The organism is Mesorhizobium sp. M4B.F.Ca.ET.214.01.1.1 (assembly GCF_004791545.1).
In the GTDB taxonomy this organism is placed as follows: Bacteria; Pseudomonadota; Alphaproteobacteria; order Rhizobiales; family Rhizobiaceae; genus Mesorhizobium; species Mesorhizobium abyssinicae.
Genome location: NZ_SRUX01000003.1, coordinates 565900 through 591117, shown reverse-complemented (window position 1 = coordinate 591117; position 25218 = coordinate 565900). Strand labels below are relative to the sequence as shown.

General features: G+C 65.9%; 24 protein-coding genes. 9 read left to right on the top strand and 15 right to left on the bottom strand.

Annotated features, from left to right (window positions below):
• Positions 1–196: 196 nt before the first annotated feature.
• Positions 197–1177, bottom strand: coding sequence for a cell division protein FtsZ (gene ftsZ, locus EN857_RS09310; protein WP_127283183.1), 981 nt, complete (start codon positions 1175–1177; stop codon positions 197–199).
• Positions 1178–1445: 268 nt separating this feature from the next.
• On the opposite strand from ftsZ, the gene EN857_RS09305 reads away from it, so the two are divergent.
• Positions 1446–2087, top strand: coding sequence for a ThuA domain-containing protein (locus EN857_RS09305; protein WP_127392044.1), 642 nt, complete (start codon positions 1446–1448; stop codon positions 2085–2087).
• 120 nt (positions 2088–2207) lie between these two features.
• On the opposite strand, the gene EN857_RS09300 is transcribed toward EN857_RS09305, so the two are convergent.
• On the bottom strand, positions 2208–2558 hold the full coding sequence (locus EN857_RS09300; RefSeq protein WP_127311161.1) for a hypothetical protein: 351 nt from the start codon (positions 2556–2558) through the stop codon (positions 2208–2210).
• Positions 2559–2849: 291 nt separating this feature from the next.
• A complete protein-coding gene (locus EN857_RS09295) occupies positions 2850–3719 on the bottom strand; it encodes an aldose 1-epimerase (RefSeq protein ID WP_127392045.1) in 870 nt (289 codons plus the stop codon).
• Between the two features lie 98 nt (positions 3720–3817).
• Between EN857_RS09295 and EN857_RS09290 the strand changes: the two genes are divergently transcribed.
• The 6 genes from EN857_RS09290 to EN857_RS09265 all read left to right on the top strand — a co-directional run bounded on the left by EN857_RS09290 (position 3818) and on the right by EN857_RS09265 (position 10236).
• Entirely contained in the window at positions 3818–4561 is a 744-nt protein-coding gene (locus EN857_RS09290) for a FadR/GntR family transcriptional regulator (protein WP_127283179.1), read from the top strand.
• Between the two features lie 89 nt (positions 4562–4650).
• Complete coding sequence (gene dgoD, locus EN857_RS09285) at positions 4651–5814, top strand: galactonate dehydratase (RefSeq protein ID WP_245493395.1); 1164 nt, start codon at positions 4651–4653, stop codon at positions 5812–5814.
• Between the two features lie 2 nt (positions 5815–5816).
• Positions 5817–6593, top strand: coding sequence for an SDR family oxidoreductase (locus EN857_RS09280; protein WP_135858333.1), 777 nt, complete (start codon positions 5817–5819; stop codon positions 6591–6593).
• 82 nt (positions 6594–6675) lie between these two features.
• Positions 6676–7668, top strand: a complete 993-nt coding sequence (locus EN857_RS09275) for a substrate-binding domain-containing protein (RefSeq protein ID WP_245478385.1) — start codon at positions 6676–6678, stop codon at positions 7666–7668.
• A gap of 61 nt (positions 7669–7729) precedes the next feature.
• Complete coding sequence (locus EN857_RS09270) at positions 7730–9250, top strand: sugar ABC transporter ATP-binding protein (RefSeq protein WP_135858330.1); 1521 nt, start codon at positions 7730–7732, stop codon at positions 9248–9250.
• Complete coding sequence (locus tag EN857_RS09265; protein WP_245493525.1) at positions 9247–10236, top strand: ABC transporter permease; 990 nt, start codon at positions 9247–9249, stop codon at positions 10234–10236. Before EN857_RS09270 ends, EN857_RS09265 begins: the two co-directional genes overlap by 4 nt.
• A gap of 131 nt (positions 10237–10367) precedes the next feature.
• Here the strand turns inward: EN857_RS09265 and EN857_RS09260 are convergent, their stop codons facing one another.
• The 3 genes from EN857_RS09260 to EN857_RS09250 form a co-directional block, all read right to left on the bottom strand.
• A complete protein-coding gene (locus tag EN857_RS09260) occupies positions 10368–11723 on the bottom strand; it encodes a glutamine synthetase family protein (RefSeq protein WP_127286170.1) in 1356 nt (451 codons plus the stop codon).
• 254 nt (positions 11724–11977) lie between these two features.
• Positions 11978–12676 (bottom strand): GntR family transcriptional regulator, encoded by a 699-nt coding sequence (locus EN857_RS09255; protein WP_127286171.1) that lies wholly within the window; start codon positions 12674–12676, stop codon positions 11978–11980.
• 151 nt (positions 12677–12827) lie between these two features.
• Entirely contained in the window at positions 12828–13610 is a 783-nt protein-coding gene (locus tag EN857_RS09250) for an SDR family oxidoreductase (protein ID WP_127392734.1), read from the bottom strand.
• Between the two features lie 175 nt (positions 13611–13785).
• Here EN857_RS09250 and uxuA point away from each other — a divergent pair, with 175 nt between their 5' ends.
• Complete coding sequence (uxuA, locus tag EN857_RS09245) at positions 13786–14970, top strand: mannonate dehydratase (RefSeq protein WP_127392735.1); 1185 nt, start codon at positions 13786–13788, stop codon at positions 14968–14970.
• A 66-nt stretch (positions 14971–15036) separates the two neighbouring features.
• Here the strand turns inward: uxuA and atzF are convergent, their stop codons facing one another.
• From atzF to EN857_RS09205, 8 genes are all read right to left on the bottom strand, one after another.
• Positions 15037–16869, bottom strand: coding sequence for an allophanate hydrolase (gene atzF / locus EN857_RS09240; protein ID WP_127392736.1), 1833 nt, complete (start codon positions 16867–16869; stop codon positions 15037–15039).
• Positions 16866–17216, bottom strand: coding sequence for a cupin domain-containing protein (locus tag EN857_RS09235; RefSeq protein WP_127311056.1), 351 nt, complete (start codon positions 17214–17216; stop codon positions 16866–16868). The genes atzF and EN857_RS09235 overlap by 4 nt, the downstream gene beginning before the upstream one ends.
• Positions 17209–17877, bottom strand: coding sequence for an isochorismatase family cysteine hydrolase (locus EN857_RS09230; RefSeq protein ID WP_127392737.1), 669 nt, complete (start codon positions 17875–17877; stop codon positions 17209–17211). Before EN857_RS09230 ends, EN857_RS09235 begins: the two co-directional genes overlap by 8 nt.
• Positions 17877–19406, bottom strand: a complete 1530-nt coding sequence (locus EN857_RS09225) for an ABC transporter ATP-binding protein (protein WP_135858328.1) — start codon at positions 19404–19406, stop codon at positions 17877–17879. Before EN857_RS09225 ends, EN857_RS09230 begins: the two co-directional genes overlap by 1 nt.
• Before the next feature lie 10 nt (positions 19407–19416).
• Positions 19417–20118, bottom strand: coding sequence for an isochorismatase family cysteine hydrolase (locus EN857_RS09220; RefSeq protein WP_127285559.1), 702 nt, complete (start codon positions 20116–20118; stop codon positions 19417–19419).
• A 40-nt stretch (positions 20119–20158) separates the two neighbouring features.
• Positions 20159–21085, bottom strand: a complete 927-nt coding sequence (locus tag EN857_RS09215) for an ABC transporter permease (RefSeq protein ID WP_128275141.1) — start codon at positions 21083–21085, stop codon at positions 20159–20161.
• A complete protein-coding gene (locus EN857_RS09210) occupies positions 21085–22209 on the bottom strand; it encodes an ABC transporter permease (RefSeq protein WP_127310459.1) in 1125 nt (374 codons plus the stop codon). Before EN857_RS09210 ends, EN857_RS09215 begins: the two co-directional genes overlap by 1 nt.
• Before the next feature lie 77 nt (positions 22210–22286).
• On the bottom strand, positions 22287–23414 hold the full coding sequence (locus tag EN857_RS09205) for a BMP family ABC transporter substrate-binding protein (protein WP_127393703.1): 1128 nt from the start codon (positions 23412–23414) through the stop codon (positions 22287–22289).
• A 306-nt stretch (positions 23415–23720) separates the two neighbouring features.
• On the opposite strand from EN857_RS09205, the gene EN857_RS09200 reads away from it, so the two are divergent.
• Positions 23721–24404 (top strand): GntR family transcriptional regulator, encoded by a 684-nt coding sequence (locus EN857_RS09200; protein WP_127285555.1) that lies wholly within the window; start codon positions 23721–23723, stop codon positions 24402–24404.
• Here the strand turns inward: EN857_RS09200 and EN857_RS09195 are convergent.
• Positions 24382–25194 (bottom strand): LuxR C-terminal-related transcriptional regulator, encoded by an 813-nt coding sequence (locus EN857_RS09195; protein ID WP_127393704.1) that lies wholly within the window; start codon positions 25192–25194, stop codon positions 24382–24384. The two genes, EN857_RS09200 and EN857_RS09195, sit on opposite strands and share 23 nt — an antisense overlap.
• Positions 25195–25218: the final 24 nt, after the last annotated feature.

Sequence of the window (25218 nt, the reverse complement as noted above, 5' to 3'; positions counted from 1 at the left end):
TCTCCTGTTTGCGCTGCGGTGCATCCCGCAACGCCGACTGTTGATCAGAGTATCAACTCGAAGAGGGCTTTCCTGTTCCGGCAAACGCCGCCGCACGTATCGCTTGGGGCGAGCCGGGCAACAGGCCTGTTTTGACAAGAGTCGGTCGCGACAGCCAAAAAAAGGTAATAAAAACAGTCGTTTGTTATTGAAGCCGCTACATCGGCAGCTCAGGTCCCTGTCGCAATCCCGTTGCGACGACCGAGACCCTGAATTTCCCGGCGAGCGCCCGGTCGAATATGGCGCCGACGATGATGTCGGCATCAGCGTCGACCTCTTCGCGGATGCGGGTGGCGGCCTCGTCGACCTCGAACAGCGTCATGTCCGTGCCGCCCGAAATCGAGACAAGGACGCCCCTGGCACCGATCATGGACGCTTCATCGAGCAGCGGGTTTGCAATCGCCGCCTCCGCGGCGTTCTTGGCCCGCCCTTCACCGGTAGCTTCCCCGGTTCCCATCATTGCGCGGCCCATGTCGCGCATCACCGACTTCACATCGGCGAAGTCGAGATTGATCAGGCCCTCCTTGACGATGAGGTCGGTGATGCAGCCGACGCCCGAGTAAAGGACCCGATCCGCCATGGCAAAGGCGTCGGCGAACGTCGTCTTGGCGTCGGCGACCCTGAACAGGTTCTGGTTCGGGATGACGATTACCGTATCGGCGCACTCGCGAAGCCGCTCGATGCCTTCCTGGGCCGATTGCATCCGTCGCTTGCCCTCGAAGCTGAACGGTTTGGTGACGACCGCCACCGTCAGGATGCCGGCCGCGCGCGCGGCATTCGCGATGACGGGAGCCGCGCCGGTACCGGTTCCGCCTCCCATGCCCGCGGTCACAAAGCACATATGCGTTCCCGCAAGGTGATCCATGATTTCGTCGATCGATTCTTCAGCGGCTGCACGGCCGACTTCGGGCAGCGAACCAGCGCCCAGGCCCTCGGTGATACGGGCTCCCAATTGGATCAGCCTCGGTGCCTTGGACATGGTGAGCGCCTGCGCATCGGTATTGGCGACGATGAACTCGGCGCCCTGCAGGTTCTCGGCAATCATGTTGTTGATCGCGTTTCCGCCGCCGCCGCCAACACCGACGACCGTTATCTTCGGCCTCATTTCCGAGATTGCTGGCCTTGTCGCGGTGTTCATCGCCGTATCTCCTTGAAATGCACCTGGCGCTTGGATCGACGAAAAATCTTCCAGTCGGCGCGACATTCGAGCGCGCCAAAGTTCAAGAATCAGGTTCTATCGCTCCGGCAAATGGAATCAGAGCGTGGGCTTGGCCGCAAGACAAATGCGCCTATGGTCGTCGCTCACCCGCGGGCTCTGCCGTGCGCATGTGGCCTGCGGATCACTGTGCGGTCATATTGGCCGGATCCGGGGACACCCGGGCGAATTGCGAAGACAGGAGTGAAGGATGCGGCAGGCACTGATCGTTTGGGGCGGCTGGGAAGGCCACGAGCCGGAACTCGGCGCGCGCGCCGTCAAGGCGATGCTGGAGGAAGAGGGATTTGCCGTTCGCGTCGAGACCTCGATCGCGGCATTCGCCGATCCCGCAATCGCCGACCTCAGCCTGATCGTGCCAATCTACACCATGTCCAAGCTGAGCAAGGCCGAGGAGTCCAACCTCGTCAGCGCAATCGCGGGAGGCGTCGGTCTTGGCGGTTACCATGGCGGCATGGGCGATGCGTTCCGCGAATCGACCGATTACCAATTCATGTGCGGCGGCCAGTGGGTCGCCCATCCCGGCAACATCATCGACTACCAGGTCGACATCGTCCGCCGCGACGATCCGATCATGAGCGGCATCGACGATTTCCCCTACCGCTCCGAGCAGTACTACATGCATGTCGACCCGTCGAACGAGGTGCTGGCGACCACCACGTTCACGGGCGCGCACGCCCCTTGGATCGACGGCGTCGTCATGCCGGTGGTCTGGAAGCGCCGGCACGGCAAGGGCCGCGTGTTCTACTCGTCGCTGGGGCATGTGGCCAAGGAGTTCGAGGTGCCGCAGATGCGGACCATCCTGCGCCGTGGGCTGGCTTGGGCAGCGCGCTGAGACCCATGAGAGGCAGCGGGGCCGGTATGGTACGACCGGTCCCGCTTTCTTTGTCTTGCAGCCCCTGTGCCGCCGCAGGCGCGTCAGGTTGTTGACAGCCTCACGCTGCACGCAAAGGCTTCATCTTGCTGCAAATCGGACACCGCCGTCGTCGCGAAGGCGATCCACGCACAGGGCGCGAAGGACGAGCGCGGCGTCTGCATAGGTGATCGACCTTTCGCCGCCGGCGGGCAACATGCCGCCGACGGTGTCCAGGACATCGGCCTCGATGCGCCAAGGCAGGATGTCGGTGCAAGTCCGCATGCGGCCGAAGACCGAGCTGATCGGGATCAAATGGCCTTCGAACTCGACTTGCGGTTCGTCCGTGCCCGGAGTCCAGGCCTGGTAGGCTTCCAGAGCCTCGTCGAAGGCGCCATGCAACTGGATTGGGGCATGGCCCTCGTGCAGTGCGGGCAGCAGGCGTGTGGTCATCGGTCTCCTCCTCGATCGCGGCAGCAATGCCTGCCGTCCAACGCCCCCGCGCCCATGATGAGTTGATTGGTCTTCTACACCGGCCTGACGGTGGTGGGATCTGGAACGATCTCCGGAAATGTCTGCGTCATCGTCATCTCCTGATCATACGAACACGAATGGCGAAAAAGTCAGGCACTTGGATGGGCAGTATGACCTGCTCGGGAATAAATGTCTATAAAGTTTGTAGACATTCGTTAGACAGAGCTAAGATGAACGCCACCGCTTCGCTTGTCGAGGAGCCGGCGCGTGTCACTCCACGATGAACCGGCACGAGCCGGCCAACGTCTCGTCCGGCTCGAGCGCGACCAGTCCGCCGAGATCGGCTCGATGATGCGCGTCGACGCTGTGGGTCATCGGCTCGAAGCAGAACCAGTCATGGCGATAGAGCGCGTCGAAGGCTGCATGCGAAACGAAGATCATGCACCGCGAGAATTGCGCATCGGCCTCGATCCGCAGACGCGATCCGGTCTCCGGCCACATTATGGTCGCCGCGCCGTTCCAGCCTTCGAACTCGGTGTTCATCCAGGTCCCGGGCAGCCGGCGGCCGCCGGAAAAATCCATGCCGCCGCGCGCAGGATGGCTCTTCAGCGGCAGGAAAGCCGCGTCCTGCTCCCAGTAGCGCTCGGCGGTGAAGTCGACGATGGTGGCCGGCGTCATCGGCAGGAACGGATGCAGGCCGAGCCCGTAGGGCAGGCGCCGGCGCGCGCGGTTGGTCACCGAAAGGCTGACGGACAGCATGTTGTCGGAGAGGGCGAAACGCTGCTCGGCGCGGTAGGCGTAGGGTCCATCCTTGCCGGCATGATCGTAGGCGATGGTCAGCTCGTGATGGTCGTGAGCGATGGTCCGCCAATGGCCAAGCCAGGCGTCGCCGTGAATGTAGTGCGGGTCGCTCGCAGTGTTCGGTTGCAGACGATGGGTTCCTCCATCGAAGACAAAGGCGTTGCCGCGCAGCCGGTTGCCGAACGGGATCAGCGGAAAACACACATCCGCTTCCACCGCTCCACGGTGGAAAACGGGAACCGGACCGCTCGCCGCGTGGCGGTCGAAGCGATGGATCGCGCCGCCGGCAAGATCGACCGAAAGCGCCACCGTGTCATTGGAGATCTGCAGCATGCCCATTGCGGAGCCCGTTATAGATCGTATGAATGAAAGATTTACATAAGACCTAGCCTCTCATACAACAGCTTGCAACGGCGCTCTATCGGGAGAGGATCTGCGTGGAAACCATAGCTCCTTCAGATGCACTCGGCTGGATGCCATCGGTCGACCAGACCGGCGCCAGCGTGCACAACGCCGTGGTCAGCGTGCTCGGCAGCCGCATCCTGGGCGGAGAATACGCGCCGGGAGACGCCCTGCCGCGCGAAGAGGAACTGTGCGCCATGCTGGGCGTCAGCCGCACTTCGGTCCGGGAGGCGGTCAAGGTCCTGTCGGCGAAGGGCCTTGTCGAAGCGAGGCGCCGCGCCGGCGTACGTGTGCTGGCGCGCGACAATTGGCGGCTGCTCGATCCGGTCGTGCTCGGCTGGCACCCGTCCATCCAGGACGACGAAGAACTGGTTTCCGGCCTGCTCGAGGCGCGCAGGATCTTCGAGCCCGCCGCGGCGGAGCTCGCGGCCAGGCGCGCCACGGCGGCCGACCTCGCCGAAATCGAGCGCGCCGTGGTCGGCATGCGCGACAACATCCCGAATGATCTCAATGCAGTATGCCAAGCGGACCTGGCCTTCCACAAGGGCGTGATCGCCGCCAGCCACAATGTTGTGCTGAAGGGGCTGGTCGGCATGCTGGAGGCCGCCTTGCGCGCCACCTTCCTCGTCACCAATCCGCTGATGGAAGCGCAGTCGCGCGCGCTCTCGGCGCATGTCGCGGTGCTGGAAGCGATCCGCATCCGCGACACGGCCGGCGCCCGCGCCGCCATGAACCGACTGCTCGACATCGCCGCCGACGATCTTCACGCCAAGGGCTAAGATTTCCGCCTTGACGCCATTTTAGATCATATGATAACTCAATTTCATATGATCTAAGTGTCGCCTGGGAGGAGTAGCGCTTGAGAATCGTGGCGATCACCACGCGCGTCGTGAACGCGGACATGCGCAACTGGGTGTTCGTGCGCATCGAGACCGACCAGCCCGGCCTCTACGGCTGGGGCGAGGCGACGCTGGAGTGGAAGACCCAGGCCGTGGTCGGCGCCGTCAACGACCTGGCGCCGCTTCTGATCGGGCGCGATCCGCGCGACATCGAGCAGGCGGTGCGCATCCTCAAGAAGCATTCGTTCTGGCGGCTCGGCGTGATCGGCATGTCGGCCGTCTCCGGCATCGAGCTGGCGCTGTGGGATATTTTCGGCAAGTGGCTTGGCCAGCCGGTCTGGCGGCTGCTCGGCGGCAAGGTGCGCGACCGGGTCAAGGTCTACACCCATCTCGGCCTCGGCGACATGCGCGCCGTGTACGAGACGCTCGACGCCGAGCCGCTGGTGAAGCGCGCCTCCGAAGTGGTGGCCAAGGGCTATCGCGCGCTGAAGGCCGTCTTCATCCCCTACAGCCACTACCACGCGCCGCTCACCGAGGTCGAAAAGGTCGGCCGGCTGATGGAGGCGCTGCGTAAGACGGTCGGTCCCGAGGTCGAGATCATGGTCGATTTCCACGGCCGCCCCGCCTCGACCTCGACCGCGCTCGCGTATATCGACGTGCTTGCGCCCTACCGGCCGATGTTCATCGAGGAGCCGCTGCCGCCCGGCGAGACCGGCGCACTGACGCAGCTCGCCGCCAAGTCGCGCGTGCCGATCGCCACCGGCGAGCGGCTCATCGACCGTGCCGAATTCGACGATCTGTTCCGGGCAAGGGCGGTCGACATCGTGCAGCCAGACATCTGCCATTGCGGCGGCCTGCTCGAGGCGAAGAAGATCGCGGCGATGGCCGAGGCGGTGTCGGTCGGCGTGGCGCCGCACAATCCGCTCGGCCCGATCGCCGGTGCGGCGGCGCTGCATTTTGCCGTCTCCACCCCCAACCATCTGATCCAGGAAGAGATGGTCGGCGCGGTGCCCTGGTATTTCGAGGTGGTGAAAGGGCCGATCCGCATGGTCGATGGCTGCTGGCAGGTCCCGGAAGCGCCGGGGCTCGGCATCGAAGTCGACGAGGCGGTCGCTGCCCGGCATCCCTACAAGCCTGAGGTGATGCACACCACCAATGCCGTGCTCTCCGACGGCACCATCGTGGACTGGTGACCATGGCCGGGCGTCTCAAAGACAAGGTGGTGATCATCACCGGCGCCGGGCGTGGCATCGGCGAGGCGACGGCGCGCGCCATGGCCGCCGAGGGGGCGGTGATCGTCGTCGCGGAAAAGGACGCGGCGACCGGAAAGAGCGTCGCAGCGTCGCTTGCCGACAACGGCGTGAAGGCGCTGTTCGTTGAAACCGATGTCGCGGACGCCGGCTCCTGCGAAGCGATGGCCAAGCAGGTTCTCGACGCCTTCGGCCGCATCGACGTGCTGGTCGCCAATGCCGGCATCAACGTGTTCCACGAGCCGCTGGAAACCACCGAAGTGGAATGGCGGCGCTGCTTTGCCGTCGATCTCGACGGCGTCTGGTATTCGGCGCGCGCGGTGCTGCCGGCGATGCGCGACCAGAAACAGGGTTCGATCGTCGCGATCGCTTCCTGTCATTCCTTCGCGATCATCCCGTCGACCTTTCCCTATCCGGTCGCCAAGCACGGGCTGCTCGGCCTGGTGCGGTCGCTCGGCATCCAATACGCGGCCGAAGGCATCCGCGTGAACGCGATTGCACCGGGCTACATCGAGACGCAGATCGCGGTCGACTACTGGAACACGTTCCCAGACCCGCAGGCCGAGCGCCAGCGCACCTACGATTTGCATCCGCCGCGCCGCATCGGCCGGCCGGAGGAGGTGGCCATGACCGCCGTCTTCCTCGGCTCCGACGAGGCGCCGTTCATCAACGCGGCCTGCATCGTCATCGATGGCGGTCGCTCGGTTCTCTACCACGAATGAGGTTTCGCGCCGGCGGCCGGTCGCCGGGAACGTCTTCAAGCAAAATGGGATCCCGCCGGCCGGGATCCAGAGGGAGGAAACCATGAAACCAATGATCAAGGCATGCCTTGCGGTGGCCGCGACCGCAGCCGTCGCTCTGACGGTCCACGGCGCGGGCGCGCAGGACAAGATGAAATTCGGCTACATCAACAAGATGGGCGATCACCCGTGGTTCGTCCGCGAGGTGCAGGGCGCCAAGGACAAGGCCAAAGAGCTCGGCGTCGATCTCCTGGTGCAGGATGTCCAGTTCGACGCAAACCTCGCCGTCACCACCTTCGACACCTATGTCGGCGACGGTGTGAAAGGCATTGCCGTGGTGGTGCCCGACCGCTCGCTCGGCCCGGTCGTCGCCGACAAGGCCAAGGCCGCCAAGATCGGCCTGATCGCGGTGGACGACGACATCGCCTTCGCCGACGGCAGCCCGGTCGCCTATGTCGGCATGAACGCGCTCAACATCGGCAAGCAGGTCGGCGGTGAGATCGCCCGCATCGTCAAGGCCGAGGGCTGGGACAAGGACCTTTCCAAGGTGCGCGTCGGCTCGATCGAGGACCAGAAGGCCGATACCTGCATGCGCCGCAACAAGGGCGCCGAGGAAGCGCTCGTCGCGGCGATCCCGGAGATCAAGTCGCGCATCCTGTCGATCCCCTACGACAACACCATGGTCAATTCGATCGATGTGGTGTCGACGACGCTGACGGCCAATCCCGACGCCGAGAAGTGGATATTCTACTCCTGCAACGATGACGGCGTGCTCGGCGGCGTGCGCGCCACCGAGAACGCCGGCATGAAGCCGGAGAACGTCATCGGCATCGGCATCGACGGCTCGCGCTCCTGCGAGGCCTTTGGCTCCGGCAAGCCCACCGGCTTCCGCGGCACGATGTGGCTGGACAGCGCCAAGCATGGCGCCGCGGCGATCCAGGCGCTCTACGACCAAGCCACTGGCAAGGAAATGCAGAAGGACTATTTCCAGGACGCGACGCTGATCAGCGGCGAGAACTTCGCCAAGTTCAAGGACACGCTCGGTTGCAAGTCCTAGGCTTCCTTTTGGCCTCATTGTCGGCCTCGGGGCGCGCGGCCTCACAAGGAGCCGCGCGCCGATGACCGTGCCCGTCGTTTCCGTCGAGGGCGTCAGCAAGCGCTTCGGCGCGGTGCAGGCGCTGCGCGACGTCTCCGTTGCCTTCCATGCCGGCGAGATCACCGCTTTGATCGGCGAGAACGGCGCCGGCAAGTCCACGCTGATGCGCGTGCTGGAGGGCGAGCATCGCCCGGACAGCGGTCGCGTTCTGGTCGATGGTCAGCCGGTCCAGCTCAACTCGCCACGCGCAGCACACGGCTCGGGCATCCGGGTCATCCACCAGGAGCCGGAGATCATCCCGGAGCTGACGGTGGCGGAAAACATATTCATCGGCGACATCAAGGCGCGGGGCGGGATTTTTCTCGACCGCGCGGATCTGGAGCGGCGCAGCCTCGAGCTGCTCAACACCTTCGGCGTGGTCGACGTGCTGTCACCCGGGCAACGCTGCCATGGCCTGAGCCCGGCGCTCAGGCAGCTGATCGAGATCATGCGCGCGCTGCGCCCAGGGGCGCGGCTGCTCGCCTTCGACGAGCCGACCTCGTCGCTCACGGAGGATGAGGCGCAGCGGCTGTTCCGGGTCATCCGGCGGCTGAAGGCCGATGGCGTCGCGGTGATCTACATCTCGCACCGGTTGCGCGAGATCATCGAGCTTGCCGACCGTTGCGTGGTGATGCGCGACGGCAGCCGCGTCGCTGACGAGCCGATTGCAGCGCTCGACGAGCAGCGCATGGTGCGGCTGATGGTGGGCAGGCCGGTGAGCGACCTGTTCAACCGCAAGGAGCGCACGCTCGGACCGGTGCGGCTGGCGCTCGAGGATGTCACGACACGGCGTGTCCAGGGGATCAGCTTCGAGGTGAGGGCGGGCGAGATCGTCGGGCTGGGCGGGCTGGTCGGCGCCGGGCGCACGGAGGTCGCGCGCGCCATCGTCGGCCTCGACCCGCTGCTGTCGGGGCAAATGGCGGCCGGCGGCAAGCCCTACCGGCCGCGCGAGCCTTCGGATGCCGTGGCCACCGGTATCGGGCTGGTGCCGGAAGACCGGAAGCAGGAAGCGCTGCTTCTGATGCAGGCGGTGCGCGACAATGTCAGCCTCGTGGTGCCCGACAAGGTGTCGCGCTACGGCTTCTTCAGCCGCCGCCGCGAGCGCGCGCTGGTCGCCCATCACGTCGCCGAGCTCAGGGTCAAGACGCCGTCGATCGAACAGGCAGTGGGAAAACTTTCCGGCGGCAACCAGCAGAAGGTCGTGTTCGCCCGCTGGCAGGCGCGCGGGCCGGCGGTGCTCATCCTCGACGAGCCGACGCGCGGCATCGATGTCGGCGCCAAGGCGGAGATATACAGGCTGATCGAAAGCCTGGCCGACCGGGGTCTCGCCATCCTGCTCATCTCCTCCGAAATGCCGGAGCTGCTCGGCCTCGCCGACCGCGTGCTGGTCATGCAGGGCGGACGCATCAGCGGCGAGCTGCCTTGGCAGGAGGCGAGCGAGGAAGCGGTGCTGGCGCTGGCCATGCGCTCGGGGAAAGAGACAATCGAAAGGAGGGTATCGTGACCGATACCGCGACGACCGGCCGCGAGCGCGCGCCGGCAACCCTGCTTGGCCGCATCGGCGCGCAGAACATCAGCCTGCTGATCGCGCTGGTGGTGCTGCTGGCGATTTTTGGCGCGCTGAGGCCGGACGTCTTCTTCACCCCGCGCAACCTGATCAACATCGGCCTTGCGGTCACCCTCCTCGGCATCCTCGCCATGGCGCAGACCGTCGTCATCGTCTCCGGCGGGCTCGACATATCGGTCGGATCGATCGTCGGCCTGAGCACCATGGTGCTTGCCGTCGCCGCGCAGGAAACCGGTTCCATACCGATCAGCATTCTGGCCGGCCTACTTGCCGGCCTGCTGGCGGGCGCGATCAACGGGTTGATCATCGTCTACGGCCCGGTCAACGCGGTGATCGCCACGCTCGGAACGATGTCGGCCTTCCGCGGCCTCGCCTATCTGATGAACAACGGCAACTCGATCCCGATCACCGGCGACAGTCTGCGGGCGCTGGGCATCGGCACGCTCTTCGGCCTGCCCTTCGCCATCTGGCTGCTGATCGCGGCGATGGCGGCGTTCATCGTCTTCACCCGCGAGACGGTCGTCGGCCGCAACATCTACGCGCTCGGCGGCAATCCGACGGTGGCGCGGCTGGCCGGGATCCCGATCCGCCGCTACCAGATCTCCATCTATGCGATGAGCGGGTTCGCGGCGGCAGTGGCCGGCCTGGTGCTTGCCAGCCGCACCATGTCCGGCCAGCCTGCCTCCGGCAGCCAGGGGCTGGAGCTGGAAGCGATCACCGCCGCGATCCTCGGCGGCTGCGCGCTGCAGGGCGGCAAGGGCACGATCGTCGGCGCCATGCTGGGCGTGCTGATCATCGGCGTGCTCAACAACGGCATGATCCTGACCAGCGTGCCGACCTTCTATCAGCTGCTCGCCAAGGGCGCGCTGCTGATCCTGGCGGTCATCGTCCAGGAACGCCAGCGGGCGCGGACCGGAGAGTGAGCTGACCAGAGCAATTCACCGTTTCACGGAAACGGCGGCCTGCTCTAACTCTTTGTTTTGACGCAATTCCGGACGGAAGGCTACGGCGAAGTCGCCGAGCCCAACCGTTTCACACTTTTCCTGGAATTGCTCTAGACGCTCTCCAGATAGGTCTCGATCTCGAAGTCGCTGACATTGAGCGCGAAGGTGTTCAATTCCTGGCGCTTGCAGGCGACGAAGGACTGGCGCAGCGTGGCCGGGAAGATCTCGGCGACGAGCGGCCCGCTTTCGAAGCTGGCGATGGCCGAGGCCCAGTCCGGCGGCAGCTTCGCCAGCGTGAGTCCTTGTCCCTCGCCGCCGGTCGGCTCGCCGGGCGACAGTTCCTTTTCGATCCCGACGAGCGCCGCGCCAAGGATAGCGGCCAGCACCAGGTAGGGATTGGCGTCGGCGCCGGACACGCGGTGCTCGATGCGGCGCGCCGCGGCGGGGCCGCCGGGAATGCGGATCGCCACCATGCGGTTCTCGTAGCCCCACGCCACCGCGGTCGGCGCGTAGGAGCGCGGGCGCAGCCGGCGGTAGGAATTGAAATGCGGCGCGAACACCAGCGTGCTCTCGGCCATCGCCGCGAGCAGGCCGCCCACCGCGTGGCGCATGGTGTCGGAGCCCTGGTCGCTGCCGTCGTCGAAAATGTTGCGGCCGTCGCGATCGATGACGCTGAAATGGACGTGGAACCCGTTGCCGGCGCGCTCGCCATAAGGCTTGGCCATGAAGCAAGCGGCAAAGCCGTGCTTGCGGGCGATGCCCTTGACGGTGCGCTTGAAGAGCACGGCGTCGTCGGCGGCGCGCAAGGCATCCGGCACATGGTTGAGGTTGATCTCGAACTGGCCGACGCCGTTCTCGGCGATCGCGGTGTCGACGGGGATGCCCTGCATGCGGCAGGCCTCGTAGACGTCATGGATGAAGGCCTCGAAATCGTCGATCTCGTCGATCGAGAGCGCGGCATCGGAATCGAGGCGCCGGCCGGTGATCGGCGAGACAGGCCCTACGGGCCGCTGCGATGTCGGGTCGACGAGGTAGAATTCGAGCTCGGTCGCGGTGACCGGCGTCAGGCCGAGCGCGGCGTAGCGGTCGAGGATGCGGGCGAGCGCGCGGCGCGGGTCGCCGAGATAGGGCGCGCCGTTTTCATCGGCGAGCCACAGCGGCAGAAGCGCCGTCGGATGCGCCGTCCAGTTGACGGGCAGGATGCCGCGCCCGGTCCACTGGCAAAGGCCATCGGCGTCGCCGGTCGAGAAGACCTGCGCATTGCCTTCGATATCCTCGCCCCAGATGTCGAGCCCGATCAGCGAGTAGGGCATGCGCAGCTTGCCTTCGAGCGCCTTGCGCGCCTGCTCGACGGGAATGCGCTTCCCGCGCATGATGCCGTTGAGATCGCATACCGCGGCCCTCAGGCTCTGGATGTCCTCCCTGCTTTCCAGCCAGTTCAAAACGTCCGCAATTGCATCGCTCAATTTCCAACCCCTTGGTTCTTTCTGTAGCCATCGCGGCTACGATATCCATTTTTCAGCTTGTGAGTTCATGAAGGTCGCCATGGATGCTTCCAGGCAATTTTCCTTCATTTTTTCAATTTACTAGCTGGATATCGGGGGGCATTTCAGGTCCATATTGTGCGATCTGCGATCGCAACATAGCTGGATGACGCAGGAAAGCCAAGCCGGGATTTGGCGAGGCCTTCGATGCGCGCTCGAATGGCCCTGCGGTCTGCCTAGTGGCGCAGTTCCGGAAACTTCACCTGGCCGAGGATGTGTGTCGCCCCCTCGTCGATGTCGCGTACGATGGCCGCGCGGGCCCGTTCGCCGTCGCCGGCCTCGATCGCCGCGACGACTTCCTCGTGATAGTCGATGCCGAGAATGCCGGCGAGGCCGTCCTCGAAGCCGATCGCCAGGTTCCTGAGAAACGGGCCGACCTGCATCCACACCGTCTCGATCAGGAAGATCATCTGCTCGTTGCCGCAGTGGCGGTAGATCGAGAATTTGAAGTCGTGGTTCTTTCGCAGATAGTCGTCGATGTCACCGCTGCGGGCGGCTTGGGTGAGCTCGGTGCAATGGCGGCGGATGGCGCGCAGGTTGTTGCCGTTGATGCGGTTGGTGGCGAGCCCGGTGGCCGTACCTTCCAGGATCGTGCGCACGGCGGTCAGTTGCTGGAAGCGCTCGGCGGAGATCAGCGGCACCTCGACGCTGCCGTTCGGCATCGGGCTCAGCGCCCGCAGCGCCTGCAGCCGGGTGAAGGCGCTGCGCACCGGCATGTCGCTGGTGCCGAGCTCCTTGGCGAGCTTGCGCGAGGTCAGCTTCTGGCCGGGCTGCAGCTGGCCCGACATCAGTGCGCGCACGAGCTCCAGATAGACTTTCTCATGCAACGGAACGGTATCGACAGCGGTCAGCCCGAATTGCGATTTGTCGGCCATTAGCGATGCGTTGCTTCACTCGTCCTGAAAACTGCCCAGTCGCTCTGTCGGCGGGCCGGATGCGTTACGGGCTTTCGAACCACGATAGACGGTTAAAGCGCGCCGCCGCAAGTGCGGGCGGCGGCCATCCGTCCCGCTGCCGTCGATGCCCTCATCTGACGCCAATGCCGGCCAGCAGGCCGCCGTCGATCCTGTAGTCGGCGCCGGTGCAGAAGCTTGCCTTGGACGAGCACAGGAAGGCGATGAGTTCGGCCACTTCCTCCGGCTCGCCGATGCGGCCGAGCGGGTGCGCCTCGCCGAAGCGCTTGAAGGCGGCCTCGATGTCGGCGTTCGGGTCGTCGCCGCGCGCGGCCCTCTCGAGGATCGGCGTGCGGACCGACCCCGGGCTGACCGAATTCACGCGGATGCCCTGGCGGGCATAGTCGAGCGCCAGCGAGCGCGTCAGCGTGTGGATGGCGCCCTTGGTGGTGGCATAGGCGGCGACGTTCTGCTGGCAGGCAGTGCCTTGCACCGAGGCGACGTTGACGATGGCGCCGCCGCCGCGCTTGATCATCTCGGGGATGCCGTAGTGGGCGGTGAGGTAGATGGAACCGACATTGACGGACATCGCCCGGTTCCAGGTCTCGAAATCGGTGCCGGTGGCGGTGCCGTAGGGATGGACGGCTGCGGAGTTGACGATGACGTCCAGCCCGCCGAAGCGGCCGACACCGTCGGCGATCGCCTGGGCGACCTGGTCCGGCACGGACACATCGACAGTCGCCACCAGCGCGGCGGCGCCGTTGCGGTCGAATTCGGCCTGCATCGCCGCATTGGCGTGCTCGTCGATGCCGAGCGCGATGATCGCCGCCCCGCCCGCCGCCAGGCGCCTGGCGCTTGCCAGGCCGATCCCGGTCGTCCCCGTCACCAGGGCGACCTTGCCGTCGAAATCCTTCATTGCCAAACTCCGTGATTGTCCGCCGGGATTTTCTGGCGCGCGGCGCCGTTGCCGATCCTCATAATGCGCTGGATGACGGGCGACAAGAACGCGCGTCCCGTCGACTTTGGCTGCCCGATTTGACTCGCCGTCAAGGCCGACAATAAGGTCCGCCGGAATCAGGAAAGAGGCACTCATGGAACAATGCTGGCGCTGGTACGGGCCGGACGATCCGGTCACGCTCGACCATATCAAGCAGGCCGGAGCGACCGGCATCGTGACGGCCTTGCACAACATCTATGACGGCAGCGCCTGGCCGCTCGATGCCATCCTCGAGCGCAAGCGCATCGTCGAGGCGGCCGGGCTCACCTGGTCGGTGGTGGAAAGCATTCCCGTCCACAACTCGATCAAGATCGGTTCTGCGGAGCGGCAGCGCTATGCCGGCTGGTACAAGGACACGATTAGGGCGCTGGCCAAGGCCGGCATCTCCACCATCTGCTACAATTTCATGCCGGTGGTCGACTGGACCCGCACCGATCTCATGTACCGGCTGGCGACCACCGGCTACGCGTTGCGTTTCGATGCGATCGACTTCGCCGCCTATGACGTCTTCGTGCTTAAGCGCAAGAATGCCGAGGCGAGCTACAGCCCGGCGCGTCTCGAGGAAGCGGAAGCGCGGCTGAAATCGCTCAGCGACGAGCAGATCGAAAAGGTCGAGCGCAACCTGATCGCCGGCCTGCCGGCCACCGAGCGCAAGTACAATCGCGAGACGATGCGCGAGGCGCTCGCCGATTACGACGCGATCGGCCCGGCTGAACTGCGCGCCAACCTGGCCTGGTTCCTGAAGGAGATCATCCCGGTCGCCGAGGAGGTCGGGGCGCGCATGTGCATCCACCCGGACGATCCGCCCTTCTCGCTGTTCGGGCTGCCGCGGGTCGTCTCCACCGCCGCCGACGCGCGCTTCATCCTGGAGACGGTCGACAGCCCGGCCAACGGCCTGACCTTCTGCACCGGCTCCTACGGCGTGCGCGCCGACAACGATCTTGTCGCGATGATCGGGGAATTCGCGCCAAGGATCCATTTTGCGCATCTGCGCAACGTGACGCGCGAGGCGGACGGCTCCTTCTACGAGGCCGAGCATCTGGAGGGCTCGACCGACATGGCGGCGGTCATCCTGGCGCTGATGAAGGAGGGGGCGCGGCGGCGCAAGGAAGGCCGGTCCGACTGGCGCATCCCGATGCGTCCGGATCATGGCCACCTGCTTGCCGACGACATCGGCAAGACCAGGATCAACCCCGGCTATTCGCTGATCGGGCGGCTCAAGGGCCTTGCCGAATTGCGCGGCATCATGCGGGCGGTGGAGCGGTTCGAACTGGCCTGAGGCTGCTCCCCCGAACCCTTCAGCGAGGCGGGCCTTGAACCCTGCCGATCCGGCTGGCCCCTCCGTTCATCTGGAGGGAACGCTTTCCAGTTGCCGCCGCGCCTCGTGGGTCCTGGCGACGAAATTGCGCCAGCCGCCATAGGCGGAGATGTCCGTCGCAGCCAGCAGGCCGGCGGTTTCGGCCAGGAATCCTTTCGCCGATGTGCCGTCGTTGAGCTCGATGGTGCCGATGCCGAGCGGCGGCGGAATGGCGGCGACGAAACGGCCGAAGGCATCGGCGCAAAGCCGCCAGACCTCGACCTCGATCGCGGCGCCGCCGCTGCCGACCCGGATGAGCCCCGGTTTGGGTGTGGTCTGGCCGGCAAGCTCATAGAGCTTGTAAGAAGAGCTGGTCCGCGCCGCCCTGCAGAAGCGCGCGCCGGCCTCCTTCAGCTGGCCGTTGAGCGGCATTCCCGAAAGATGCGCGCCAACCACCACCAACTCGATCGTGCCGTCCTCGGCCGATGCGCCGACAGGCTGTGCGCTCGACTGCCGCCAACCGGTCGCGCCGAGGGCGAGGCCGCTCGCCGAGTGGAGGTCGCGCGCGACGGATGCCGCAAGGCCGTCTCGTCCGGCAGTCGCCAGCAGGGTCACGCTCATCGGCAGACCGTCGTCGCGCGTGCCGGTGGGCACGGCGATGCCGCACATGTCGAGCAGATTGACGAAATTGGTGTAGGTGCCGAGCCGGCTGTTGGTGGCGATCGGATCGGCAAGCACGGCATCGACGGTGTAGTGGGTCGGCGCGGTCGGCACGCAGAACAGGTCTACGGAGGCGATCACCGGGGCGAGCCGGGCCTTGTAGGCCTGCAAGGCATAGAAGCCGCGGAAGGCGTCGGCCGCCGACAGGTTTCGGGCGCCGCCGATGATCTTGCGCGTCACCGGATGGAGCGCTGCTTCATTCACCTCGAAGAAATCGCGGATCGCTGCATAGCGCTCCGTCACCCAGGCGCCTTCGTAGAGCAGATCGGCGGTGGCGTAGAAGTCGCCGAACGGGATCTCGACAAGCCGGCAACCGAGCCGCGACAGCATGGCAAGCGAGGCCTCGAAGCCGGCCTGCATCGCCGTATCGCCGAAGAATTTCAGGTCGGCTTTTACCGGGATGCCGACGTTCAGCACCGGGGCGTGCGCCACGAGCGGGTGGACGGCGACGTCACGCGAATACGGATCGGTTGCGTCGCGCGCGGCGGCGATGGAGAATACCGCGTAGGCGTCGTCGACGGTCAGCGCGAAGACCGACACGCAGTCGAGCGTCCGGCAGGCCGGCACGACGCCGGCCGTCGACAGTGCGCCGACGGTCGGCTTCAGTCCGACGATGCTGTTGAGGCCGGCCGGAATGCGGCCCGAGCCGGCGGTATCGGTGCCGAGTGCGAAGGAGACGATGCCGCGCGCCGTCGCCACCGCCGAGCCGGAGGAGGAGCCGCCCGGCACCAGCTTCAGATCGATCGCATTCCTCGGGATCGGCCATGGCGTGCGCACGCCGACGAGGCCGGTGGCGAACTGGTCGAGATTGGTCTTGCCCACGACCAGGGCGCCCGCAGCCTTGAGCCTCGCCACCACGGTTGCGTCGCTTGCGGGCGTGTAGGCAAATTCGGCGCAGGCGGCCGTGGTCGGCATGCCGGCGACATCGATATTGTCCTTGACGGCGAAGGGGATGCCCCAGAGCGGCATGGCCACGGGGTCGAACGGGCAGAGCGCTTCGGCCTCAGCCAGCATCTCGGCTCTCGTCGCAAGGTGGATGAAGATGCCGGGGTCGGCGGCCGCCGCGATGCGGGCCAGCACCGTATCGATCACCTCGGCGATGCCGATGCCGGCTTGGTAGGCCGCGTGCAGGCTGCCGATATCGAAATGGATGTCGCTCATCTCGTCTCCCCCAGAATGATCACCGGCAGGTCCCACTGGATCAGGACGACGCAACCGTCCTTCGTCCACACCGAATGCTCGGTGCCGACCGGATTGAGGATCACGCTGCCCGCCGGATAGTCGCCGTTCTCGTCGCTCTGGGTGCCTTCCAGCACGACGATGGTTTCCAGCCCGACATGACGGTGGCGTGGCACGCCGGCGCCCGGCTGGTATTTGAGGACCGCGACCGACGGCTCGACCGGCCCGCCCTTGAGCAGCCAGTGCACGCCGATGCCGTCGCGGAAAGGCTCGAACGCCAGATCGCGCCAGCCGCCGTCAAGCAGGCCGGCAAAACTGAGATTAGGCATTCGCAATCCCCTCGAGCACCTGATCGGTCGTCGCCGTCCAGCCGATGATCGCGCCTTGCGCCCTGATCATGGCGAGCGCGGCCGCCTTGAACTCGGGAAAATAGCTTTCCGTCGCATCCTCCGCGACCAGGCATTCATAGCCGCGGTCGTTGGCCTCGCGCATCGTCGTCTGCACGCAAACCTCGGTGGTGACGCCGGCAAAGACCAGTTGGCGGGCGCCTAGCCGCTTCAGGTCGTCGCCGAGGCCGGTCGCGTAGAAGGCGCCCTTGCCGGGCTTCTCGATGACGATCTCGCCGGGCAATGGCGCGAGTTCGTCGAGGATCGCCGTGCCGGGCTCGCCGGCGATCAGCACGCGTCCCATCGGTCCGACATCGCCGATGCGGATCGTCGGCTTGCCGCGGTCGCGCTTGGCGGGCGGCAGGTCCGACAAGTCGGGCCTGTGGCACTCCATGGTGTGAATCACCGGCAGGCCGGCGGCGCGAAAGCCCTCGATCAGCTTCTTCACGGTCGGCACGATCGCCACCACCCGGCCGACGTCATTGCCGAGGCTGGCGCCGAAGCCGCCCGACTCGGCGAAGTCGCGCTGCATGTCGATGACGATGAGCGCCGTCGTCTCGGGCCTGAAGGCAAAGGCGAAAGGCTGCGCCGCGATTTCCGCCATCAGTGATGCCCCGCCATGTGCTCGCCGATCGTCTGCACGCTCGCCTGCGCGATCGGCGTCTCGTAGACGAGCGCGCCGTCGGACATGACGAGGATGCGGTCGGAAAGCTCCAGCAACTCGTCGAGGTCCTCCGACGTCAGCAGCACCGCGGCGCCCGCGTTGCGTGCCTTCATGATGCGGGCGCGGATCTCGGCGACGGCGGAGAAGTCGAGCCCGAAGCAGGGGTTGGAGACGATCAGCAGATCGACCTCGCCCGTCAGTTCGCGGGCGAGCACCGCGCGCTGCACGTTGCCGCCCGACAGCGAGGCGATCGGCGAGGAGAGCGATGCGGTCTTGACCTTGAACTGCTCGACCAGGCGGGCGCTGAAGGATTTGATGGCGCCAGCGCTGATCCAGCTCACCGGCCTGCCGCTGCCGTCGACGTCGAAGGTGCGGAAGGCGATGTTCTCGGCGACCGTCATCCTTGGCGCGCAGGCATTCTTCAGCGGTTCCTCCGGGATCAGGCGCACATTGAGCGCGCGCGCCTCGGCGCGCGTCGCCGCATAGGCCGTTCCTCGAACCATGACTTCGCCCTGGTCGCGGGCACGCTGGCCCGCCAGCACCTCCAGGAACTCCTTCTGGCCGTTGCCGGAGATGCCGGCGATGCCGACGATCTCGCCGGAGCGCACGCCGAGGTCGGCGATGTCGATCGATTTGAGACCGGTGCGGTCCAGTGCTTTCAGCGCTTTCACCTTGAGCACAATCTCGGCGTCCGCCCTGGGCTCGAGACGGCTGTCGAGTGCAGCGATCGGCTGGTCGCCGATCATCATCGCCGCCATCTCCCTGTGGGAAAGGTCTGACACTTTGCCGGTCCCGGTGAGCCTGCCCTTGCGCAGCACTGTGATGTCGTCGGCGAATGCAGTGACCTCGTGGAATTTGTGGGAGATCATCAGCACGGTGAGATCGCCGGCCTTCGTCATGCCGCGCACCAGGCCAAGCACTTCCTGCGCCTCGCCCGGGGTGAGCACGGATGTCGGCTCGTCCAGCACCAGGAAATTGCGGCCGAGGTAAAGCTGCTTGATGATCTCCAGCTTCTGTTTCTCGCCGGCGGCAAGCTCGGCCACCTTGACGTCGAGCGGCAGTTTGAACGGCATGCGCTCCATGAAGGCGGCGAGCGCGCCGCGCTCCTTGCGCCAGTCAATGACGCCGGGCACCTTTTCTCGCGAGATGACCAGGTTCTCGGCGCCGGTCAGCGAAGGCACCAGCGTGAAATGCTGGTAGACCATGCCGAGGCCCAGCGCCGAAGCATCCCTGGGGCTGGCGATCGCGACCTCCCGGCCGTCGACCAGCATGTCGCCCGACGTCGGGCGGTAGAAACCCATCATGCATTTGACCAGCGTCGACTTGCCGGCGCCGTTCTCGCCGAGCAGAGCATGGAAGGAACCTGCCGGCACCTTGATCGAGACGTCGTCGAGTGCAGTGAAGGCGCCGAAACGCATGGTCATGCCGATGGTCTCGACGCCGATCGCCTTTCTGTGAGTTCCGCTCATCGCCGGTTCCTCACGGCAGCTGGGCGACGAGCGCGGCGGAATTCGACACCGCGCCGAACACACCGCCCTGCATCTTGATCATCTTGATCGCCGCCAGATGGTTGCCGTGGTCGGTGGCTCCGCAGCAATCCTCCAGCATCACGCATTCGAAGCCGCGATCGTTGGCCTCGCGCATGGTGGTGTGAACGCAGACGTCGGTGGTGATGCCGGTAAGCACGATGTTGGCGATGCCGCGCTGGTTGAGGATCAGCTCGAGATCGGTTGCGCAGAACGAGCCCTTGCCCGGCTTGTCGATGATCGGCTCGCCCTCGGCCGGATAGAGGTCGGGGATGATGTCCCAGCCCGGCTCGCCGCGCACCAGGATGCGTCCGCAAGGACCGGGGTCGCCGATGCCGGCATTGATGCGGCGCGAGCGCCAGCGCTTGTTGGCGGGCAGGTCGGCGAGGTCGGGACGATGGCCCTCGCGCGTGTGGATGATGGTGTAGCCCTTGGCCCGCATCGCCGAGAGCACCGCCTTGATCGGCTCGATCGGCGCCCTGACCAGCGACAGGTCATAGCCCATGTGGTCGACATAGCCGCCCGGCCCGCAGAAATCGGTCTGCATGTCGATGATGATCAACGCCGTGTTGTCCGGCCTCAGGTCGCCATTGTAGGGCCAGGGATAGGGATCGGCGTCGATGTAGCGCTGGGTGATCTCGGCTCTGGCGTTCATGGCAAAAACTCCGGTCTCGCGAGCGGTTCCTGGGATGCGGTCACTTGGTGATCGACAGTTCGCCGGGCGCGCCGGCGAGTGTGCGGCTCGGTGACGAGGTGGCGATCATGATGACAAGGGTGAGGATGTAGGGCGCGGCGTAGAACAGGTAGTAGCCTTGCGTGACGCCCACCGACTGCAGCGCCGGCCCGAGGGCGCCGGCGCCGCCGAACAGCAGCGCGGCGGCAAAGCAGCCGAGCGGGTTCCAGCGCGCGAAGATGACCAGCGCCACCGCCATCAGCCCCTGGCCCGACGAGATGCGCTCGGTCCAGCTGCCGGGATAGTAGAGCGACAGATAGGCGCCGCCGATGCCGGCCAGCGCGCCGCCGGCGCCGGTGGCCAGCAGGCGCACCGTGTTCGGGTTGAGGCCCATGGCGCGCGCGGCATCGGCGCTGTCGCCGACGACACGCACGATCAGGCCGACACGGGTGTTGCGGAAGGCCCACCAGAGGAAGACGGCAAGCGCCGCGCCGATCAGGAACAGCACGTTGACGTTGAGCGCCGCCTGCACCTGCGGAATGCTCGACCAGGCGCCGAACGGGATCGCCGGCAGGTCGGGCGCCGAGGGCTGGATGAAAGGCTTGCCGAAGAAGAAGGCTAGCCCGGAGCCGAACAGCATCAGGGCGATGCCGATGGCGATGTCGTTGACCTTCGGGAACTTGCAGATCCAGCCGTGGAAGAGGCCGAAGCAGAGGCCGGCGAAGGCAGCGGCCAAAAGGCCGAGCCAGGGCGAACCGGTCACTACCGCCACTGCGTAGGCGCTCATGGCGCCGAACACCAGCGTGCCTTCGAGGCCGAGATTGATGCGGCCGGAACGCTCGGTGATGGCTTCGCCCAGTGAGACGAAGATGAAGGGCGTGGACACGCGGATGGCGCCGCCCAGCATGGCGAGCGGCACGCCCCACAGCCCGATGTCGGTCGTCTCCATCAGGTGCTCCTCTGCCACAGGTCGGGGTTGAAGAGCTTGAAGCGGCCGTAGAAGGTCTCGCTGAACAGGATGACGATGAAGAGCATGCCCTGCAGCACCAGCACGGTCGCGTCGGGCAGGTCCATGCGGCGCTGGATCAGGCCGCCGGAGGCGTCGATGCCGCCAAGCAGGATGGCGACCGGGATGATGGCGAGCGGATTGTGGCGGGCAAGGAAGGCGACGAGGATGCCGGTGTAGCCGTAGCCGGCGGCAAGCGAGCCATTCGCGCTGCCTTGCACGGCTGCGACCTCCAGCATGCCGGCAAGGCCGGCGAAGCCGCCGGCAAGCGCGGTGAAGCCGACGATCAGCGGCCCGACCGCAAGCCCCTGCACCTGCGCTGCCCTGACATTGCCGCCGGCGATGCGGGCGGCAAAGCCCCAGCGGGTCTTCTCGATCAGCAGCCAGGATAGCACGCAGGCGAGGATGCCGACGCCGAGCCCCCAATGCACCTCCATGCCCGGAATGTTGCCGATGCGGTAGATGTCGGCGAGCGGCTGGGTCGACGGCTTGTTGAGCGAGGCCGGATCGCGCAGCGGTCCTTCCACCAGGTGGTTCATCAGGGCGATGGCAATATAGGCCATCAGCAGGCTGGAGATGGTCTCGTTGACGGCGCGGTAATGGCGAAGCGCACCGACGGCACCAATCCAGATGCCGCCGGCGACCACACCCCCCACGCCCATGAGGAGGATGACGAGAAAAGACGGCGCGCCGTTCAGCGCCACGCCGATGGCGGCGGCCGCGACGCCGCCGAGCACGATCGCGCCCTCGCCGCCGATGACGACCAGCCCGAGGCGCGCCGGCAGCGCCACGCAGAGCGCCGCGAGCAAGAGCGGCGCGCCGCGCGACAGCGAGTTCTGGATCGAGAACCAGGAGCCGAAGCCGCCTCGCCACATCGTCTCGTAGAGCTGGAGCGGCGACTTGCCGACCAGCGCGACGAACACGCTGAACAGCACCATGCCGACGACCAGCGCCGCCAGCGGGATGACGAAGGCCTCCGCCCGCCTGGCAATCCATTCGAGCGCCGCCCGATATCCCCTGGCGCCGAGAAGGGCCGGCACGCCGGCGCTGCTCACGGTGTCCGTCATCGTCCCGTCTCCACTCGTCGTTGTTCCATGCGTGTCGCCCAAAACCGCTGCGCACTTTTGGGCGACACGCCGCCGGCTCAGGCGGTCGAGCCGACGACGCCCTCGACGAGATAGTTTATGCTTTCGAGCTCGATGGCGGTCTCGACGAAAGCCTGGCCTTCGGTGGCGACGACGACGCCCTTGTTGCTCTTCAGCGGACCCTTGATGACGGAGAAGCCGCCCTTCATCATTTCGGCCAGCGTGCCGTCGAACTGCTTGCGGGCCGCTTCGCTGACGGCTGGGCCGAGCGGGCTCATCTTGACGAAGCCGTCGGCCAGGCCGCCGCGGGTGAAATTGGGCAGCGGGGTGCCGGCGATGAGGTCGTCGACGAACATCTTGTAGACCTTGGCCCAGTTCCACTCCACTCCGGTCAGGTATTTCTCCGGCGCAAGCGGGCTCTGGTTGGCGTGATAGCCGCAGACGAAGGCGCCGCGGCCGGCGGCCGTCTCGACCACCACCTTGGGACTGTCGACATGGCAGGTGATGACGTCGGCGCCCTGGTCGACCAGCGCGTTGGTGGCCTCGGCCTCCTTGACCGCCAGCGACCATTCGCCGGTGAAGATCACCTGGCAGGTGATCGTCGGATCGACCGAGCGGGCGCCGAGCAGGAAGGAATTGATGTTGAGGAGGACCTGCGGGATCGGCTTGGCGGCGACGAAGCCGAGCTTCTTCGACTTGGAGGTGTGACCGGCGACGACGCCGTTGAGGTACTGGCCCATGCCGATATAGCCGAAATAGGAACCGGCGTTCATCGGGTGCTTGTCCTTGTTCCACATGCCGCCGCAATGGCGGAACTGCACGTCGGGGAACTTCGCGCACATGGCGAGCATATGCGGATCGAAATAGCCGAAGGAGGTCGGGAAGATCAGCGAGGCGCCGTCGAGGTTGATCATCGATTCCATGGTCTTCTGGACGTCGACCGTCTCGGGAACGTTCTCCTCCTCGACAACGGAAATGCCCTCGATGCTCTTCAGCGTGGCGGCGCCTTCGGCATGCGCCTGGTTGTAGCCGTAGTCGTCCTTGGGGCCGACATAGATGAAACCGACAGTCGCCGAGGCGGCGAACGCCCTGCGGATTGGAAAGGCCGCCGAGGCCAGACCGAGCGCCGCTCCGGCGGCAGAGGTCCTGAGCAGATCGCGGCGGCTAAGCATGAATCTCTCGGTCATATCGAATGCTCCCCTTTTTGGACCCCATCTCCGGGTCGGTTGATGTCTTCTGGAAAAGTGCATGCAATCACCGTGCCAGTTTCAAAGCTTGGTTTTTTGCAATAAAATCAATGCACGGCTTTAGACGCACTGCATAAAGGCGCGGCAAGTGCATGCACTTTTTGCCCGATAAATGATCAGTTTGACATCAAGTTCAAAATCTAGGCATACAAGGTGAAGCCTTGAGTCGAAATTCACCCGCCGGCCGTCCAACCTGCGGGTTGCCTGCATAGACTGGACGGAGGAGACGTGCCGGGAAAGCGCAGCTTGGTCAGGTCGGGCACGACCGTGGATCAGATGGTGAGGGCGATCGCCGACCGCATCGTCACCGGCTATCTGCGCCCCGGCGAGAGGCTCGACGAGGTCTCGCTCGCCGCCCGATTCGAGGTCTCCCGCACGCCCGTCCGCGAGGCGCTCGGCCATCTGAGCGCCATGGGGCTTGTCGAGAGGCGGCCCAACCGCGGCGCCATCGTCGCTGTGGTGACGCAGGAACATCTCGCCTCGATGTTCGAGAGCATGGCCGAACTGGAGGCGATCTGCGCGCGCTTCTCGGCCGAGCGCATGACTGGCGGCGAGCGCCGGGCGCTCGAGATGGAGCACCAGGCGTCGGCGCGCCTGGTGCAGCTCGGCGCGGAAGAGGATTACGAATACTTCAACACCGAGTTCCACAGCCGGCTTTATCGCGGCGCCCACAACGCGCATATCCAGGATCTGACGGTGACGACCCGCAGCCGGCTGGCGCCGTTCCGCCGCGCGCAGTTCATGCTGCCCGGCCGGTTGGCCAAATCCTGGCAGGAACACGATCTGATCGTCACCGCGATCATGCGCGGCGACGGGGCGGCGGCGGGCAAGGCGGCCAGGGATCATGTCTCGATCGTCAGCGAGGCGAGCGCGGTGTTCGCGGCCGTAGAGCCGGTGACCTCCGTGCTCAGCCGATCTGCGCGTCAATGATCTCGACGAAGCGCGCGAAGAGGCCGGCCTGCGATTTGATCTTGAGCTTGCGGTAGATGTTGCGGCGGTGGACCTTGACGGTTCCCGGCACGATCCTCAGCGCCCGCGCGATCGATTCCGTCGAGTGGCCCTGAAGCACGAGGTCGACCACCTGCTTTTCGCGTGAAGTGAGCGACAGGCTCTTCCAGATATGCGCGCGGTCGAACTCGCTGGGAACAGCCGCCGCCTCGCCGCGTGGCGAGGCCGCCGGCTCGTCGGCCGGCAGGCCAGGCCAGCGCAGCCTGACGAGGCTGATCACCGCCGGGGCCATGTCGCGCAGCAGCCTGGCGTCGGCGGTGCCGAACGGACCCGAGGCCCGGAGCCGCATCAGCGAGAGCACCAGCGCGTCCTTGCCCTGCAGCGGGACGAAGAAGCCGACCTCCTCGGCGAGCTTGGTCTGGCTGTAGTAGGAGCGGTAGTATTCGCTGGCATAGAAGCGGTCCGGCGCGAGCTCTCGCATGCGCCAGAAGCCTTCCTTGCGCTCGACCGCCGCGTGATGGAACGGGTCGAGCAGATAGGGGCCCTCCTGATAGAGCGCGACGAAGACGTGGCTCTCGGCCGGGGAGAACGTCTCGAACAGCAGCGGCGGGCGGGCAGCCCCGCGATAGCCGAAGACGACACAGTGATCGAAGCCGACATGGCCGCGCAGCCAGCCGACCATGGCGCGGCCGAAATGATCGCCGCCGGCCTCGCGCGTCGCGGCGATGACGGCGCCGAGCCCATTGTAGTCATCGCTGCGGGAAACGGCCATTCATACCCCTCTAAACGATAAAAT